16 protein-coding genes, 2 pseudogenes and 1 riboswitch are annotated in these 17120 nt (G+C 59.2%); of the genes and pseudogenes, 3 read left to right on the plus strand and 15 right to left on the minus strand.

Going from position 1 to position 17120, the window contains the following annotated elements:
* Positions 1–25: 25 nt before the first annotated feature.
* The 14 genes and pseudogenes from bluB to NITLEN_RS04925 all read right to left on the minus strand — a co-directional run bounded on the left by bluB (position 26) and on the right by NITLEN_RS04925 (position 11871).
* Positions 26–775 (minus strand): 5,6-dimethylbenzimidazole synthase, encoded by a 750-nt coding sequence (gene bluB / locus NITLEN_RS04860; protein WP_121988428.1) that lies wholly within the window; start codon positions 773–775, stop codon positions 26–28.
* On the minus strand, positions 772–2244 hold the full coding sequence (cobA, locus tag NITLEN_RS04865; RefSeq protein WP_121988429.1) for a uroporphyrinogen-III C-methyltransferase: 1473 nt from the start codon (positions 2242–2244) through the stop codon (positions 772–774). The genes bluB and cobA overlap by 4 nt, the downstream gene beginning before the upstream one ends.
* Positions 2234–3025, minus strand: a complete 792-nt coding sequence (gene cobM / locus NITLEN_RS04870; RefSeq protein ID WP_121988430.1) for a precorrin-4 C(11)-methyltransferase — start codon at positions 3023–3025, stop codon at positions 2234–2236. The genes cobA and cobM overlap by 11 nt, the downstream gene beginning before the upstream one ends.
* A gap of 10 nt (positions 3026–3035) precedes the next feature.
* On the minus strand, positions 3036–3449 hold the full coding sequence (locus NITLEN_RS18800) for a precorrin-3B C(17)-methyltransferase (RefSeq protein ID WP_121988431.1): 414 nt from the start codon (positions 3447–3449) through the stop codon (positions 3036–3038).
* Positions 3450–3478: 29 nt separating this feature from the next.
* Positions 3479–4285, minus strand: a pseudogene (gene cobJ, locus NITLEN_RS18805) (precorrin-3B C(17)-methyltransferase); the annotation flags it as partial.
* Positions 4282–5421 carry a cobalt-precorrin 5A hydrolase gene (locus NITLEN_RS04885; RefSeq protein ID WP_121988433.1) on the minus strand — a complete coding sequence of 380 codons (1140 nt, stop codon included), beginning with the start codon at positions 5419–5421 and terminating at the stop codon, positions 4282–4284. The pseudogene cobJ and the gene NITLEN_RS04885, both read right to left, overlap by 4 nt.
* A complete protein-coding gene (cobI, locus tag NITLEN_RS04890) occupies positions 5418–6200 on the minus strand; it encodes a precorrin-2 C(20)-methyltransferase (RefSeq protein WP_121988434.1) in 783 nt (260 codons plus the stop codon). The genes NITLEN_RS04885 and cobI overlap by 4 nt, the downstream gene beginning before the upstream one ends.
* Positions 6197–7453, minus strand: coding sequence for a precorrin-6y C5,15-methyltransferase (decarboxylating) subunit CbiE (cbiE, locus tag NITLEN_RS04895; RefSeq protein WP_121988435.1), 1257 nt, complete (start codon positions 7451–7453; stop codon positions 6197–6199). The genes cobI and cbiE overlap by 4 nt, the downstream gene beginning before the upstream one ends.
* Complete coding sequence (locus NITLEN_RS04900) at positions 7450–8100, minus strand: precorrin-8X methylmutase (protein ID WP_121988436.1); 651 nt, start codon at positions 8098–8100, stop codon at positions 7450–7452. Before NITLEN_RS04900 ends, cbiE begins: the two co-directional genes overlap by 4 nt.
* Positions 8097–9203: a cobalt-precorrin-5B (C(1))-methyltransferase gene (locus NITLEN_RS04905; RefSeq protein WP_121988437.1), complete on the minus strand. Its 1107-nt coding sequence runs from the start codon at positions 9201–9203 to the stop codon at positions 8097–8099. Before NITLEN_RS04905 ends, NITLEN_RS04900 begins: the two co-directional genes overlap by 4 nt.
* Positions 9203–9574 carry a hypothetical protein gene (locus tag NITLEN_RS04910; RefSeq protein ID WP_121988438.1) on the minus strand — a complete coding sequence of 124 codons (372 nt, stop codon included), beginning with the start codon at positions 9572–9574 and terminating at the stop codon, positions 9203–9205. The genes NITLEN_RS04905 and NITLEN_RS04910 overlap by 1 nt, the downstream gene beginning before the upstream one ends.
* Complete coding sequence (locus NITLEN_RS04915; protein ID WP_121988439.1) at positions 9571–10296, minus strand: FAD-dependent oxidoreductase; 726 nt, start codon at positions 10294–10296, stop codon at positions 9571–9573. Before NITLEN_RS04915 ends, NITLEN_RS04910 begins: the two co-directional genes overlap by 4 nt.
* A gap of 5 nt (positions 10297–10301) precedes the next feature.
* Positions 10302–10676, minus strand: a complete 375-nt coding sequence (locus NITLEN_RS04920; protein WP_080879259.1) for a DUF3209 family protein — start codon at positions 10674–10676, stop codon at positions 10302–10304.
* Positions 10677–10689: 13 nt separating this feature from the next.
* Positions 10690–11871: a CbiX/SirB N-terminal domain-containing protein gene (locus NITLEN_RS04925; RefSeq protein ID WP_121988440.1), complete on the minus strand. Its 1182-nt coding sequence runs from the start codon at positions 11869–11871 to the stop codon at positions 10690–10692.
* 116 nt (positions 11872–11987) lie between these two features.
* Positions 11988–12187, minus strand: a riboswitch (cobalamin riboswitch).
* A gap of 52 nt (positions 12188–12239) precedes the next feature.
* Here NITLEN_RS04925 and NITLEN_RS17840 point away from each other — a divergent pair.
* Entirely contained in the window at positions 12240–12485 is a 246-nt protein-coding gene (locus tag NITLEN_RS17840; protein WP_146216102.1) for a hypothetical protein, read from the plus strand.
* Positions 12485–13607 (plus strand): annotated as a pseudogene (locus NITLEN_RS04930) (IS3 family transposase). The gene NITLEN_RS17840 and the pseudogene NITLEN_RS04930 overlap by 1 nt, the downstream one beginning before the upstream one ends.
* A gap of 328 nt (positions 13608–13935) precedes the next feature.
* Here NITLEN_RS04930 and NITLEN_RS04935 read toward each other — a convergent pair.
* Positions 13936–15102, minus strand: coding sequence for a trans-sulfuration enzyme family protein (locus tag NITLEN_RS04935; RefSeq protein ID WP_121988441.1), 1167 nt, complete (start codon positions 15100–15102; stop codon positions 13936–13938).
* A gap of 1298 nt (positions 15103–16400) precedes the next feature.
* Here NITLEN_RS04935 and NITLEN_RS04945 point away from each other — a divergent pair.
* On the plus strand, positions 16401–17120 hold the full coding sequence (locus NITLEN_RS04945) for a response regulator transcription factor (protein WP_121988568.1): 720 nt from the start codon (positions 16401–16403) through the stop codon (positions 17118–17120).

Genomic DNA, 17120 nt, shown 5'->3' on the forward strand with positions numbered 1-17120 from the left:
TTAACCGCACATTCGAATGGATAGGTCATTGGGCTCTGCCTTCCGCGGAGTGTATCGGTGCAGGTGTCGCTTGCGCTCCGTCGATCCGGCTCGTCTCAAGCGCACGGAGGAGATCGGACCTGGGCCGCGCGTCCCAGCGGTCATGAAACACCAACTCATGAAGCGGCAGTCGTGGCAACCAGCCATTACTCTCAAAAATTGGCCGCTCAGGAAAACTCTCCACGAACCCGACGCAGAGATAGGCCACCGGAACAATCCGTTCCGGAATTCCGAGGATCGTGCGAAGGACCGCCGGCTCCATAATACTCACCCACCCGACACCAACCCCTTCTGCCCGAGCTGCCAACCAGAGGTTTTGGATCGCGCAGCACGTGCTATACACCGCCGTTTCTGGAATGGTGTTCCGCCCGATCACCGTCGGCCCGAACCGCTCCTGGTCGCAGGTGACACAGAGATTGAGGGGCGCATCAAGGATCCCTTCCAGCTTGAAGGAGAGATACTTCTCGCGGCGTTCCTGATCGAACGTCTCCGCCGCGCGCAGCCGTTCGGCCTCAACATGGGCTCGCACCTGCACACGAACCTCACGATTCTCGACCACAAGAAAGTTCCAAGGCTGCGAGAGCCCAACCGACCCGGCCTGATGCGCTGCTAGGAGAATACGGGCCAGGATCTCGTTTGGAATGGGATCCGGGAGAAACGCTCGCATGTCGCGGCGGCGCGTGATCGTTTCGTACAGACCGCGGCGCCAGGCTTCCGGAAAGGCATGATCCGTCATAGTTTCCCCACCATCGACACCACAAGCGAGACCAACGAGGCCACAGTATCCTCTTTCGCCAACGATACAGATTGAGCCCCGCATTGGCGCGCCGCTGCTTCGGTCTGAGGCCCAATCGCCGCCATCGGCAGGCCCAACAGAGCCTTGCCGAAGTCTCCAGACAGTACGGTACGAGTCGCCGAGGAGCTGGGCAACACCACAAGATCGATTGGCAGCAAGGGAGAGGTCGGCATCCGGTGCACATACCGATAGGCAGCCACCGCTTCGACCTCCGCGCCGACCTTCGTGAGTTCGTTGTATAAGTTGGGGCGCCCCCCCTCCGCTGTTACGAGAAGGAATCGCCCCTTCTGAAAAAACGACGACTGCTCTTCCACCGCTTCCTGACAGGCGCCTCGCAGCGAAACTTCGGCAGCGAGGCCATGGCGTGACAACGCCTGCGCCGCTGCTGCCCCGACTGCAATAACCGGCAGATCGAGGGTGGGACCATGGGACAAGACCGCATCGACACCAGCCGCGCAGCCGAAGACGATGCCGCAGAATTCATAGAGGCGAGCTAGCGCGGTATCGAGGGGAGACCCTCCACTGAGAGAGACCGCTTCGACCTCGGGACTTTCCAGCACCTCGGCACCGAGCGCGCGGAGGTCATCAGCCATGGCAGAGCGGCCAGAGCGCGCGCGGGCGACCAGCAGGCGGCGTCCCGCCAAAGGCCGGCGCTCGAACCAGGCAATCCGTTCACGCAATCCAACGACGTCGCCGACGATGACGAGGGCCGGAATAGCAAGATCAACGTGCTGTATTTTTTCCGGAAGCGTCGCCAGGGTTCCGACAATGACGTTCTGTTCCGAAGTGGTGGCGGAAGCGATATAGGCAGCGGGAGTCTCAGCGGAGCGGCCAGCCTGAATCAGTCGCTGAAGATTCGCGGAAAGTTTTCGGGCCGCCATGAAGAGTACCAGCGTGCCCTTGCCGCTGGCCGCCTTGGACCAATCAGTGAGACTCCGGCTCCCCTCGACATCGTGGCCGCTCAGGAAGGTCACATCGGACGCATGCAGCCGATGGGTCAGCGGAATGCCTGCATAGGCAGCGGCGCCAAGAGCCGAGGAAATGCCTGGCACGATCGTGCAAGGAATACCCGCTTCCGCCAATTCCTCCGCTTCCTCTCCGCCTCGTCCGAAGATGAGCGGATCCCCCGCCTTCAATCGCACGACCGTGCGGCCGGCCTTGACGCGAGCCAACACCTCCGGATGCAATCGATAGCCTATCGCGCCCTCACCATGACGCCGGCCCACCGGCAACAGCTCAGCCTCCGACCTGACGAGCGAAAGAATGGCTTTCGAGACCAACTCATCGTAGGCCACGACATCTGCGGCACGCAGCAATTCCAGCGCACGGACCGTGAGCAACCCTGGATCACCCGGTCCTGCCCCGACCAGATACACCATGCCTGTTCGAGTCTCCGGCTCAGTCGGCACGCATCTCTCCTTGCGTCTTCACCGCCGGCTCGCCCTTCCGGAACCGATGGGTAAACTCCGGATCGTACAACTTCGAATTGGCAAACTCGGTCGCCGTGAGCACACGCCCCACCAACACCATCGAGGTCGAATTGAGCTTGGCCGCTCTCACTTTGTCGGCAATATCCGCCAGGGTCCCTGTGACAATCACCTGATCCGGCCACGACGCCTTATGCACCACCGCCACGGGACAATCGGCTCCATACGACGGAGTCAAATCACGAACGACATCCTTGAGGAGCGTGATACTTAAAAATAGCGCCAAGGTTGCTTGATGCTTCGCCAGGGCTTCCAGTTTTTCTCCCTCCGGCATCGAGGTCCGCCCCTCCGCCCTGGTCAGAATCACCGTCTGAGACAGTTCCGGCAGGGTGAGTTCTCGGCCCAACGCCGCCGCCGCCGCGGTGAAGGAGGAGACACCGGGAATAATCTCGTAGCCGATCCCCAACTCCATCAACCGGCGCATCTGCTCGGCAGTGGACCCGAAGATCATCGGATCACCCGTATGGACCCGCGCCACATCCTGGTCCGTATCGCGGGCGGCCACGATCACCTCGACGATCTGTTCGAGCGTCATCCCCGACGAGTCCATCACCTTCGCGTCAGCCCTGGCACGGGCGATGACTTCCTTGGGGACCAGCGAGCCTGTGTAGAGCACGACGGGACAAGACGCGATCAACTCCGCTCCGCGAAGCGTGAGCAGTTTGGGATCGCCCGGACCCGCTCCAATGATATAAACACGCATCAAAACTCCTTTACGTACACTTCAACACGGTCTCTCGCACAATTTGCCAAATCTCTGCCGGAATTTCGCCTAGCCACCGCGCGTCGATCGTGCCGCCAGGCACCGCGCGGTTTTCCTGCTTGGGATCGGTCACCAAACGCCAAAGGCGATCGCTCACCGATCCATTCCGCTGGATGACGAACCGACCGACCAGCAACCGAACCAAGACTTCTCCCTCGACGTTCATGGTCACGTACGGTTGCGGAATCTGAACCGGGCGAAGGGGCGAGAGCCTGATAAAGGGCCGCACCATGGCATCGATCACGCCAGGAGACTCGAACCCCACCGCGACGAAATCGCAGGGCTCCTTGGGATTGCCCACCAGAAAGAACTGTCCTTCCGTCTCGGCCAGAATGGCTCCGGCTAAACGTCCGACCAGCGCCATCAGTCCACCTCCGATGCAGGAGGCACAACGAGCGAAAACCCCGGCCTCTGACCTGGAAGCACGGCCCCGTCGAAACTGTATTTATTGGTATAGCCGCGCGGCGTGACCATGTAGCCCTCGAACATGAAGGTATTGCTCGACCCGATGATGACGGTGGTCAACATCCCGATCTCGTAATCCAGGAAGGTGTCCAGATCGGTCAAAATTACCTGCTCCATATCGCGATAGGCGCTCTTCACCAGGGCCACCGGCGTGTTCCCCTCGCGGTGACGCCGGATAATCGCCTGGGTATCCACAATCTGCCTCGTGCGTCTGCCGCTGGCAGGATTGTATAAACCGATCACGAAATCCGCACTGGCGGCCGCCTCGATCCTTCGTTCGATCACAGACCAGGGGGTCAGCAGATCCGACAGCGAAATCGAGCAAGAGTCATGGACCAGCGGCGCGCCGACCAGAGAGGCGCAGGAATTGAGCGCGGTCATCCCTGGGACGAGTCGGAGTTCAGGCGAGTCGCCCCTCTTCCAGCCCATTTCTTTCAACACCTGAAAGACCAAACCTGCCATGCCGTAGACTCCCGCATCGCCGGAGGAGATCAACGAGACCGTGGCGCCATCCCTCGCCCGTTCAATGGCGGCACGAGCACGGCCAATCTCTTCCGTCATCCCGGTCTTGATGATCTCTTTTCCCTCAAGCAGATGGCGGACCAGCTTGATATAGGTGCTATAGCCGACCACGAGCTGGGACTCGGCAATCGCCTTCAAGGCCGCCGGAGTCGCATGGTCCTGCGCGCCAGGCCCGATGCCCACGACATAGAGAATTCCTTTTGCCTCGCTCATAGCCTGCTCACCTCCATCTGCCGTTTCACAAAGGCCCGCCGCGCCACGGCCAAGGTCATCGATCGTCCCGCTCCCGGCTCCGTATAAATCTGCTTGGGCACGAGGAGCTCCTCCGCCCCTGCTCCGAGCAATGCAGCGGGCTCCGAAACTCCGCGCGAACCGACATGCTGTTTCACCGTCTCCGATGGGTTCTGGATACCAGGCACCACGTCCAATTGCTCCGGCGGATAGGTGCGCAACGGCCAGCCATATTTCTCGCTCAAAGCCAGCAATGCCGGCTCATCCTTCTTCACGTCGATCGTCGCCAGCTCTTTCACCGACTTGGGGGAGAGGCCCTGTTTGGCCAAGAGGGCCAGGACTCCCCGCTCCACCAGATCGGGAGCCGTGCCCCTGTCGCAGCCGATCCCCAGCACGAGACTCTTTGGACGATAGATCACGGCGTTCTTCCAATGGGCCGGATGAGACAAGCCGATCTCGCGATCCGTGGCGATCAAAAGAATTTCAAATGCCTCCGGGTCCACTCCCTCCAGCGAGGTGGCGTAACGAACCCCTTCCGGCAAGGGCTTCTCAGCCGGCCACCAGTCCGGCTCTCCCGTTTCCTGCACGAAGAGCACCTTGGTCGCATTCACCACCGCGGCGCAGCCTCTCGTCACGTTACGGTCTGCATCATCAAGCGTCCACCCAAGGTCGCGGCCCAAAATATCCACCGTCAAGGTGCCGATCGCGTCGGACGCGGTCGTCACGACTGAGTGCGCGCCCAAGGCGGTCGCGACCCGTTCAGTAAAGATATTGCCGCGGCCGACGTGACCGGACAGGACACAGATCGAAAAACGCCCTGCGTCGTCGATACAGACCACCGCCGGATCGACCTTCTTGTTCTTCAAGAGCGGCGCGATCATCCGCACCACCGCCCCAACACTGATAATGAAAATATGGCAATCGTACGCAGAAAAGGTCTCGATCAACGTCGGGCCCATCGGGAGCGGCAAGCGTAGCGCACCGGCCGGCGCCGAGGCGATCAGCTTCTCCGAGACGAAGAGGTCCGCGCCGGACAGGTGCGGCAGCAAGCGGGAGGCAATCGCAATCCCATGCTTCGTAATGGCATAGACGGCAAACGGTGTACGTTCGGCGGTCATGCCCCGGTCTCTCTGGAAGCCGGGCGCGGCGTGGCCGGGACCACACCAGCCAACAATCCGCTCCGTTCCTTGCGCGACACGATCATCATCGCAAAGCAATCGCCCCGCTCGGTTTGGATCGTGCGGATGTCCCGAACGATCCGCTGTTCAGCCATCGTGGCCTTCGACACATAGACCGCCCGGTCGGTCAGACCCTGCTGCTCCAGCGCCTCAACGACCTTGGGGATCTCGGTGCCCATCTTCATCAAGACGACGGTGTCGAACAGTTCCAGCACCTGACTCAAATCCTCGACTCCGTAGCTCGCGGGGAGGATGGCGATCCGCTCTTGCCCGTCGGCCAGAGGAATGCCGGTCACGGAGGGCACCGCCATAATCGACGACACACCAGGAACGACTTCGATGCGGATGCCAGGCCAGCGCAGCGGAGCCTCCCGACGCAGATAAATGAAGGTGCTAAAGAGCGACGGATCTCCTTCCGTCGCAAAGGCAACCGACAGCCCTTTTTCCAGACGCTCCCCGATGGCCGTGAAGGCTACATCCCAGGCAGGCCGCAATCGCTCCGGGTCCTTGTTCATCGGGAACGTCAGAAACATCCGTTCCTGTCCAGGAATCTCGCCCAGAGTTGGCTTGAGGATCTTCCAGGCCATCGACTCTCCGTAATCGGAGCTGCGCGGCAGGGCAAGGACCTGCGCCTGCTTCAGCACAGTGAGCGCACGCAGCGTGATCAGATCCGGCGCACCGGGACCGACCCCGACTCCATATAATGTTCCGTAGTTCATGAGACCGCTCCTATCTGACTGGGCTTCTCGACGGCAAAAATTTGAATCGGGTTCAAGGCCTCGTAACGAAGGTAATGGGCTAAGGGCTCGGCTCGCGATACTTGCAGCAAGGTAACCTCCGGCACCAACCCGCGCTTCCGCAAGGTCTGATAGGTCTCCGCGACATTCTCCAAGGTGATGGCATTCACGACCAGGCGGCCGCCCGGTTGCAGCTGGTCCATGACAACGTCGATGATCTCTTCCATGCTCCCTTTGCTGCCACCGATGAAGACGGCATCGGGCGCTTCCAGACCGGTCAGCGCCTCCGGCGCTCGGCCCGCGATGACGCGCACATTGTCCACCGCATGGGCCAACAGATTTTCGCGGCAGATCTCGACGCCCTCCGGATCGACCTCGATCGCGTAGACCAGGCCTTTTGGCGCCAGCAACGCCGCCTCGATCGACACAGATCCGGAACCGGCCCCGATATCCCAGACCACACTGTCCGGTCTAATCCCCATCGCGGCCAGCGACAACAATCGCACTTCACGCTTCGTGATGAGGCCCTTCTTCGGCATCCGCTTCGCGAATTGATCCTCATGGAGGAACGGAATGGTGCAGGGAGCGCGCCAGGAGGGATCGGAGCGGACGAGCAACAGCACATTGAGCGGCCCGACATCTTGACAAGTAGCAAGCACCGCTACGTCGAATCGCCGAACCTTTTCATCCGGACCGCCAAGATTCTCACAGACCCAGGCCTCCCAGGCAGTCTCTCCATGTAGGACCATGCACTGAGCTAACACCGATGGCGAATTCTTTTCATCGGTGAAAATCGCCACCTTCGCCTGGCCCTTGAGCCTGGTCAGGAATCCCTCGGACGAGCGGCCATGCAAGGAGACAAACGCAGCATCGTCCCACTTCAATCCGGCTCGCGCAAAGGCCCACTGCATCGAACTGGGCTGAGGCAGTACCTCGACATGCTCGGTGCCTAGCCTCTTAATCACCAGGCTGCCGATGCCGAAAAACAAAGGATCGCCGGACGCCACCACACAGACATTCTGTTCCTCTGCCAGTTCCGCCACCTGGTCGAGCACCGACGCCACGCCGCCCTTGAGGACAATCTTCTCGCCCTGAAACTGCGGGAAAAATTCAAGATGGCGCTCGCCCCCCACGAGCACCCCCGCCTTCATGACCGCATTCACGGCGCGGCTCGTCAGGCTCGCACAGCCGTCGTCCCCGATCCCGATCAAAGTAATGGCGCGCCGTGAACTCATGCCGGCGTCTTTGCCGAGAGGAGCAACAGGGCATGGATGATCGCAACGGCGATGGGGCTGCCCCCCTTGCGGCCGCGCGCCACGATAAAGGGAGTCGAGAGCTCCAGCGTCACGTCCTTCGACTCAGCCGCCGACACGAACCCAACCGGCACGCCGATGATGAGAGCCGGCTTCGCTCCCTCCTCGCGAATCAAACGGGCCAGCTCCAATAACGCGGTCGGAGCATTGCCGATCGCCACCACCGCTCCATCGAGCAGCGTGAGGCGATGCGCCTTTTTCATGGCCTCAATCGCGCGCGTCGAGTTGTTGGCCTTGGCCGTCGCGATCACGTCTGCGTCCGAAATAAACGAATAGACTTTGCACCCATAGGAAGACAGCCGCTCTTCGTTCAGGCCGGCAGAAATCATCTTCACATCGACCAAGAGAGGGCAGCCTCCTTGAAGAGCCACCACCCCGGCGCGCATCGCATCGGGATGGAATCGCATCAGGGTCTTAAATTCGAAATCCGCCGTGGCATGGATCACCCGGCGCACCACTTCCCATTCATCCGGCCTGAAATCGTGCGGACCTGCTTCCTGATCAATGATCGCGAAACTGCCATCCTCAATACTCCGCCCGAGCGCGGTCATCTGCCTCATATCATTCATGTCTGAACCTCCGGGTAACGACCGAGCAACGAGCCGCCGAAATCTACCAGACAGGTTTCCACCGCCAGCGTGCCGCCCGCGTGAACCTGACAATGTTCGACAACCCTCTTGCAAACCAACGACGTGATGCCGACGAGGCCTGCCTCGCGGCATAATTCCAACACATGGCGGGCCGTATTGGCCTGGCGGATAGCGGCCACCAACTCGTCCGACGCCGATAACTCGGCTGCCAGCGACGCCAGAAATTCCATATCCACTTCCGATCCGGCGGCATGCGTCTGCATCTTGCCGTTGGCCATCTTCGACAATTTCCCCATCATCCCGACGATGATGGCGCGCACGATTCCTCGCTTCGCACATTGTTTGACGCCGACGCCGATAAAATCGCCCACCTGGATAAAGGCCTGTTCCGGCAACTGCGGATAGAGGGCCATCGCATACTGTTCCGATTTGCCGCCGGTCGTCAGCACCAACTCGCGCAGCCCGCCGGCCGCTGCGACATCGATCTCCTGCATCACGCTCGCCTTGAACGCCGCCGTGGAATAGGGCCTCACGATGCCGGTCGTGCCGAGGATGGAGATGCCGCCCAGGAGGCCGAGCCGCGCGTTGGTGGTCTGCTTGGCCATCTCTTCACCGCCCGGCACACTGATCGTCACGACTGCGCCTCCGTAGGGAGCGCCGGCGAGTTCTTCTCCCACCATCTCCGTGATATTGCGCCGCGGGACCGGGTTGATCGCAGGCCCGCCGATCTCTAAACCCAACCCGGTTTTGGTGACCGTGGCCACGCCCTGACCTCCCCTGATCTCGATGCCTGGTTCGGTGCGCAACTCGACTTCCGCCGTCAACTCGGCTCCATGCGTACAGTCGGGATCGTCGCCTGCATCCTTGATGATGCTGCAAATCGCACGGTTCTCCAGCCGCTCGCAACGGGCGAGCGCGAACGTGACGCGTGTCCGATTCGGCAAGGTCGTTTCAATTTCAGACAGCATGGCACCCTTCACGAGACAGCGAGCCGCGGCCTTGGCAGCCGCTGCGGCGCATGCGCCGGTGGTGAACCCGGTGCGCAACCCCTTTCGATCTTTCGGCGGTACGCTCTTATCCATCACTCATGTCCCGCCAGCCCACTAAAACACTCACGAATCTTTGCCGCACGTTCAGGGGTGTAATTCTCTGCCTTCGCCCGATTCGTACCCCGGAACGTCACCCGACAGAGCAACTCCCCATCCGGCCCTGCTAATTCCAGCGCCGCATTAGCCTCATCCTGCTGTCGATAGAGAAGCCTGCTTCCAGCCTCGATCTTGAGATGCACATGGGTCTGTCCCTCTTCGCCCAGCGTAACCCACTCAGCCCCCTGCCGCACAGTGAGGAGGCCATGGACCTCGGCGATCGCGCCGGACGAACGAACGATGACGCTCGTCTCCCCAAACTCAAGTGCGGTTTCCAGCGCGGCAAGAATCTGCTCCCGTCCGGTCATGCGGACTTCTTCGGCATATTGAAGAACGACTCCACCTGTTCCTTGCTCACGGCCACTCCTGCCGCCACCAAATCGTCGAGCAATGCCAGGTTCACGACTCCATCGCCCGCAATGAAGGCCTGAGTGAGATCGCCACGCGACAACACTTCACAAAGCATGGCGCTGGCATAAGGAACCCGCTCCGGATGACCAACTGCGGGAATCGCCTCGATTCGCACCTCGCCACAAGCCACGGGAACCTGATTCTTCACGAACTCGTCCGGGAGAAAATACTCCGCCGAGTCGCGCAGCCACATGAGCCGGGCCTGAGGGAGCAACGGCGCAAAACGGGTCGCGCGTAAGAGTCCCAGCGCAGCGGTGATCCCTGTATCCGTCGCCAGGATCAAAGTCCTGCCTGAGACATCCTCTCTCGGGAAAAACTTGCCCCAGGGTCCGCTGAACGAAACGTCCGTTCCCGCTGCCAGTCCGTGCACGAAGGCGGAACCCAATCCATCGGGAATACGCTTCACCGCGAGTTGAAAGCGACATTGTTCCGCATCGCCGGTGAGGAGCGAGTAGGCCCGCTTGACGGCTTTGCCGTTCGGCAACACGATTCGACTATCAAGGATGAGGTACTGTCCGCCGATGAACCCCAAGGGCTCGGCCGCGCATAGATCGAGGAGCAGAGTATCGGGCCCCAGCCTCTCGGTTTCCACCACTCTGGCAGTCTTCGCTACGGCCATTGCTGCTACTCCGCCGGATAAATCTCATGAACAAAGTCATGCATCTCATCGAGATCGCGATAGAGGTGAGTGAGCCCTTCGATCTGATGGGCCAGATCGAGATCGACCTTCTTCGTGAGCACCACCAGCGTACGCAGATAGGGCAGCTTCGGATCGTCGGCGCGGGTGGCAGACACGCGCTCTTCAAGCGCAGCTACCGCCGTCTCATAAAACTGCTTGAGCGTGGCCAAGTCCTTGGCGCCGCACATGGAACGAATCGGCCCCGGTTGATCGGCCCCGGTCCCCAGCTCCGCCAACTCATGCTGCCGTTCGGCTTCGTTCTTCACTCCCAACACTTCCATCAAACCTAGCCGCAACCCTGCGATTTCATGACAGGCCATCGTCTCTCCTCCGTTACTGCATAATGTTATCGACCAGGCGACTGACGAGCCGATCGCCGAGCAGATGCTCCTCGACCAACTCCTTCGCATCCGTCTCTTTCACACCCCGATACCAAATGCCATCAGGATAGACCGCGACCGTCGGTCCTTCCCCGCAGCGGCCCATGCAGGAGGTCTTCGTCACGCGAATATCCTGATCCCGCCCGGCGTCCTTCAACAGCCGCCGCAATGTAGCAATGAGGGGAATGCTCCCGCCATCGGCACAATCGACATTCCCGCAGACCAGGACATGTTTAGCCAGCGGGCGATGGGCATGCACGTGCGGCATAGCTTGCGCGTGGGTGAAACCGTGCCGCAGACTCCAGAGCAGCGCTTTGAGCCCGCCCACATGCTCGGTCACAGCGGACACCGGCACACGATACTGACAGGTATCGCAGGGGAGCGGCCGCTCCCCTCCCGTCGCTTCGGCCAGGCGCTCGTCCATCAAGCGGAGCAACCGGTCGTCGATTCCCAAATGGGGTACCAGTTCGGTCTTGATCCAGGGATAGCGCGCTTGGAACGATTCCACCTGCTCGCGAATTTTCGTGATCAGTCTTCCGCCGAAGAGAAAGTAGGGAGCCACGACGATCCGCTCTGGGCGCGCGCGCGCGACCAGCTCCACCGTCTCCTCAAACAGCGGTCTCGTCACGCCGATGAAACAGGGCACCACCCACCCGATCTCGCGCCCCTCGGCAAGGAGACGAACAACTTTACAGAAGTCCCCGTTCGCATCCGGGTCGCTTGAACCACGGCCCACGACCACGACGGCAGTCTTCGAGGATTCACGGGCACCTTCCAGCGCCGCCCGCGCCCGCTCAAAGGCCAGCTCCACGAGATTGGGATGGATGCCCAAGGCATTGGCCACGATAAAACGGACGGAGGGAAACTCTTGCCGAGCCTGCGAGAGTGCGAGCGGAATATCGTTCTTCACATGCCCCGCGGCAAAAAGGAACAACGGCAGGACCACAACGGAATCGGCCCGTTGCGCCAACTCGCGAAGCGCGGTGGCCAATGACGGGCGGGCCAGCTCCACATAGCCGTGCGCCACATCAAGATCGGGTCGCGCCGCGCGAAAGGCTGCCACCAAGGCCTCGAACTCACCATTGGCATTGGAATCACGGCTGCCGTGCCCGACGATGAGCAATCCCGTCGTCATGCGACACAAACCGTGGGAGAGGCTGCCGGCATAATAAAACCTCCAGCTCCACAACAGGAACAAGAGGTCGCATGCCAAAAAGGCAGGAGAGATCCTCCGTTACCGCGCGGAGAAACCGTACTATGTCAGCTCGGATAGGTCTCCTGGCTCATGGGTTCAGAAGGTCGAACCTTCAACGCTACCCCCAGCCTTCCCCAACAAGTGTGTCGAGTGGCTAAAACGGGGGAGCTTCCCACTTACAGTGGCGGGACCGCGCCGGTTTTTCACCGGACTTCCCTGTTACGCCCTAGCGGGCATCCGAGAGATTACTCAATTATCAGCCAAGATACCTAACGCGGGCTAGTCCACCCTGTCAAGGCTGAAATATCATGAGTGCACGCGATCCGAAGCAGCTTTACGCGAACTGCGCGACCACAAAGCCCAATAACTTAACAAGACATGCACTGAGACCGGTTGTTTATTTAGTTGCCCAGGCTCACCACAGTGAAAAAGCGCAAATATTTTCAGCTCCTTATAAAGATACAGCGCGGGCATGTCCTGAAAAGGCGAGTATCGTTGCAGTAACAATCTCAAAAGTGATTGTCAGTAAAACAGTGTTTCCTTCGTGCGTTTAATGAAACCTCTGTTTTCCGAGAAGCAAATTGCGACGGCCTTGCGGCAAATCGATGCGGGGGCACCGATTCCGGAGGTAACGCGGAAGCTGGGGATCAGTGAGGCGACGTACTACGTCTGGCGGAAACGCTACGGCCAGATGGCGATCGCCGAGATTCGGCGGTTACGGCAACTGGAGGCAGAGAACAGCAGACTCAAGCAGCTCGTGGCGGATCTGACCTTGGACAAAGTCATCCTGCAAGAGGTGCTCGCACAAAAGGCCTGAAGCCCACGCGCAAACGCGCCCTCGTGCGGGAGGTGCTCGGGCACTGTCCGATTGGAGTGCGACGGGCCTGTGGGCTCCTGCGGTTGAATCGGGCGTCGTGGTATTACCGACACCACGGGCGGGAGGATACGGCGATTCGCATGCGGGTGCGGGAGTTGGCGCAAGCGCGGCCGAGATTTGGCTATCTGCGCCTCCAGGTCATGCTCCGACGCGAAGGCTGGGTAGTGAATCGGAAGCGGGTGCATCGGATCTATCGGGAAGAAGGGCTTACGATGAGATTACCGCGCCGTCGTAAACGGTCGAGTCATCTGCGGGTCGTGCCACCACACCCGAGTGAGATGAATGAGCGGTGGAGCATGGATTTTGTGGCGGATACGTTACTGGATGGCCAGCGGTTTCGAGCGCTCACGGTCGTGGATACCTATAGCCGGCACAGTCAATTAATCGAGTCCGATTTCACCCTCCCGGGAACGAAAGTCGTGGCGGCTCTGGAACGGGTGGCGAACCGGAGCGGCTACCCGCAGATGATCACAGTGGACAATGGGAGCGACTTGACCTCGAAGGCACTTGACGCCTGGGCATACGAGCACGGAGTGAAACTCGATTTATTCGGCCCGGGAAACCCGTGGAGAATGCGGTGATTGAGAGTTTCAATGGGCGCTTTCGAGACGAATGTTTGAACGCGCAGGTGTTCGTCTCGCTGCACGATGCCTGACAGAAGATTGAAGCGTGGCGGATCGACTACAATGAGCACCGGCCGCATGGTTCGCTTGGGAACTTAACACCCCAGGAATTTGTCGAACAGGCGGCTCAAACCGGGCTGCAGGAGGCATCGAATTTCCAGCACCGCGTGGTCTAGTTTTCAGGGAAGGGTCAGAAGGAGCGCATTTCCAGTTTTCAGCGGTCTAGTTTCTGGGGAGGTCTCATCATTTGTCCTATCCCCCGCTCCATCTGCACAAAATATGGGAGCAGCGGCGCAGCGCCCAGACCGTCAGATCAAGCCGAAACGGCTGCACCGGATACGATGCAAAGCCGATCTCCTTCATGATTCACAATCGCCTGCCCGCCCCGATGTGCCGATTATTCCTGTATCGCCTGCCGCCTCTCCCACACCAGCTCTCTCATGATCCTTCCTTTTGTCTGTCATTCAATCGGCCGGCGATGAATTGCTCGGCCCGTGGGGCTGCTCAAATCGCTTCCAGCGCGTCCTCAAGATCGGCGATGACATCTTCGATATCCTCGCAGCCGACGGAGATTCTTACGAGCCCGCTCGTAATCCCCTGCCGCTCCATGATGTCTTTCGGTGTCGCGACATGGGTCATCGACGCCGGATGTTCGATCAACGTATCGACCGTGCCCAAGGATACCGCCAAGGTGCAGAGTTTCAGTTTACTCAACAACCGCGTGGCCGCCTCGAACCCGTCGGCAAGCTCGAAACTGAAGCAGCCGCCAAAGCCGGTCATCTGTCGGGCTGCGACATGGTGGCCGGGGAACTGGGGGTCACCTGGATAGTACAACTTGCCGACTTTGGGAACACTGGAAAGAAACTCAAAGAGCTTCATCGCGTTGTCGTGATGCCGCAGCATACGCAAGGAAAGGGTTCTGATGCCCCGCAACAGCAGATAAGCATCGAACGGGCTCAGAATGCCTCCGGTGTCACGACGATAGGTGCGAATCATGGCGGCCAGCTCTGAGCGCGCCACAACAATCCCCCCGATCACGTCCCCATGGCCGTTAAGGTACTTCGTGGCGCTATGGAGGGAGATATCCGCGCCGTGATCCAGTGGCCGCTGAAAGTAAGGACTGGAGAAGGTGTTATCGACGATCGTCAAAATGCCCTTGGGTCTGGCCAGTTCGGCGATTGCCCGGATATCCGTGATCTTGCACGTAGGATTGGCGGGGGTTTCAAAGAAAATCACTTTTGTCTTGTCCCGTATGGCATCTCTTACGGCCTGCTCATTCGAAGTATCGACCACCGTGGAGGTAATCCCCAGATCTGCCAGGCGCTCTGTGATCAGATGGAGGCTTGGACTATAGAGCACCTCCCCGCAGATCACATGATCACCGGCTTTCAGAATACTCAATAAGCTCGCATGGATAGCCGCCATTCCCGAGCCCAATGCGACAGCGGCCTCCCCGTTTTCCAGGTTCGCAATCACCTGCTCGAGAGCTTCGACGGTCGGATTTCCCACCCGACTATAGATATGCCCGGCGCGACGCCCCAGAAAAAGATCCGCGCCTGCTTCGGGAGAATCGAACGAAAACGTCGACGTTAGGAACAGGGGCATCGCATGCGCGTTCAACGGCTTCTGTTGTCCATCGGCATGCAGTTGTCTGGTTGTAAACCCATGCATGGCTCGCCTCCTCTGTCAGTGTTCGTCGAGCTTATGAGCGAGCAGCCTTGTCTCACACAGCATACTGTGATCATCCCAGCTCTCAGGCGGAATTGCCACATCGGTAATCTTGTTCTCCTCATCCAGGAGCAGAATTACCCATCTCCTTTTCAGCAAGTGGCCGAGTTTTTCTTCGACAGAGGGCCGACTTCCGTATGGTGTTCTTTCCCGGTTCCTGCTGCACACCATGGTCATCAGGACGGGGGCTTCCCCTATTGCGGCCTCGATGTCGCTCCTTTCGTTGTCGTGACCTGCCCGGGCAAATTGGGTCCAGGGTGAATGTTAGACTGGACCAGTGAGATGCGAGCTCTTTTTAGGCTAAGCGAAATCATCCGTTGTATTCCGCCAGAGGACAACTGAGCTTGCCTATGAATTGACCAGATTTTTTCGGGAGTATCTACTCGCGACGTGAATTTCGACTGAACCTCAGGCCCGCAGGGGCCCACCGTCTTGCAGAAGCAGAACGGCCTTGGCCGCTGATCGTTCGACAACGGGCGACACGTGAGGAATGTCATTCCGGCCGGATAGGGCCCACGCACTGCAACAACGCATAATGGGCGCCGCCCGTCATCGACGGCTTCCTGGGCACTGTCGCCCACGGCAAACGCTACTGAAAATGTGAAAACGGATCGTTGGAACTGACGCGTTTCTTGAAGGCCGGTAGTCGGTCGTTGGCAGCATATGTGCCGCCGGGTGAGTGTCTCAGTTCGGCCACTTGGCGACAGTCGCTACGGCACTCGCCACGCCGGAAAGCGGCCGTTCATCAGAGATGGTGCGTGCGTCGCGCTACGCTTGGCTGAAGTGGATCTGAGTCGGCTGGGGAAGGGTCGTAGAACACCTGCTTATCGGCGTCCACAAAATCTACAAAAATGTCTTCCTGTAAATTCTCGAAATTGGGCTACCTCCGGTTTCATTCATACACTTAACTCGGTGTCTTTGAAACCGGCAGAAGGCCACATATCGGATTTGCCTGATTTCTGATGCTTGCTTGTGCAAGAACTAGAATAAATCAGACCTTCCTTAGATATTGCGCTCCTTGATATTTGCAAAGAGGTTGGCAGTATCTTAGTGGTTGGCTGGATTGTGAAAAGCGGCTGCTGAGGAGTCCACTTCCTGAAATATCCGTAGCCCTCTGAAATCTAGAGAAGCACACGTCCTCTTAGAGCGCTGAGCTATCCTCCAATCGCGGGTCCGTGATACTTTTGTGACACAGGTTATGCTAAGCGATCCAGTATTATCCTTCTCTTCTCATGGTGGTCATGGGTAAAAAAATCTTGGTGATCGAAGACGACATGGATATTGGCCGGCTATTGGGCATGCATTTGAGAGATGCCGGCTATACCGTCGACAGTGTGGCCACGGGTGTCGAAGGTCTTCAACAGGGCCTATCAAACAGGTATGACCTCATTATCCTGGACGTCATGCTTCCAGGCCTCGATGGGTTCGAGATATGCCGGCAGCTTCGAGGCCTTCCGTCCTATACCCCGCTTCTAATGTTGACTGCGAAATCATCAGAGCTCGACCGCGTGCTTGGCTTGGAAGTCGGGGCTGACGACTATATGACTAAGCCATTCAGCGTTCGAGAAATGTTAGCCCGGGTCAAGGCACTCTTTCGACGGTCTGAAGCCTTTTCGGGAAAGAATCAGAACGTCCATGATGTCATCCGCGCGGGACAGTTATGTATTGATGTGGAGAAACGCAAAGTTGTTGTCCGAGGCAGCCCGTTGGAGCTCACGGCTAAAGAATTTGATTTGCTCCTACAGTTTGCACTCCATCCCGGCCGGGTCTTTACAAGGGCACAGCTACTGGATGTGGTCTGGGGCTATGGGCATGAAGGATACGAGCATACGGTCAATTCCCATATCAATCGATTACGCGCTAAGATTGAAAAAGACTCCTCGAAGCCGGACTTTATTTTGACCGTGTGGGGTGTCGGATACCAGTTCTGTGAACGGGATGGCCCACACACCGAAGAGTAA

The sequence above is a fragment of the Nitrospira lenta genome (assembly GCF_900403705.1).
In the GTDB taxonomy this organism is placed as follows: domain Bacteria; phylum Nitrospirota; class Nitrospiria; order Nitrospirales; family Nitrospiraceae; genus Nitrospira_D; species Nitrospira_D lenta.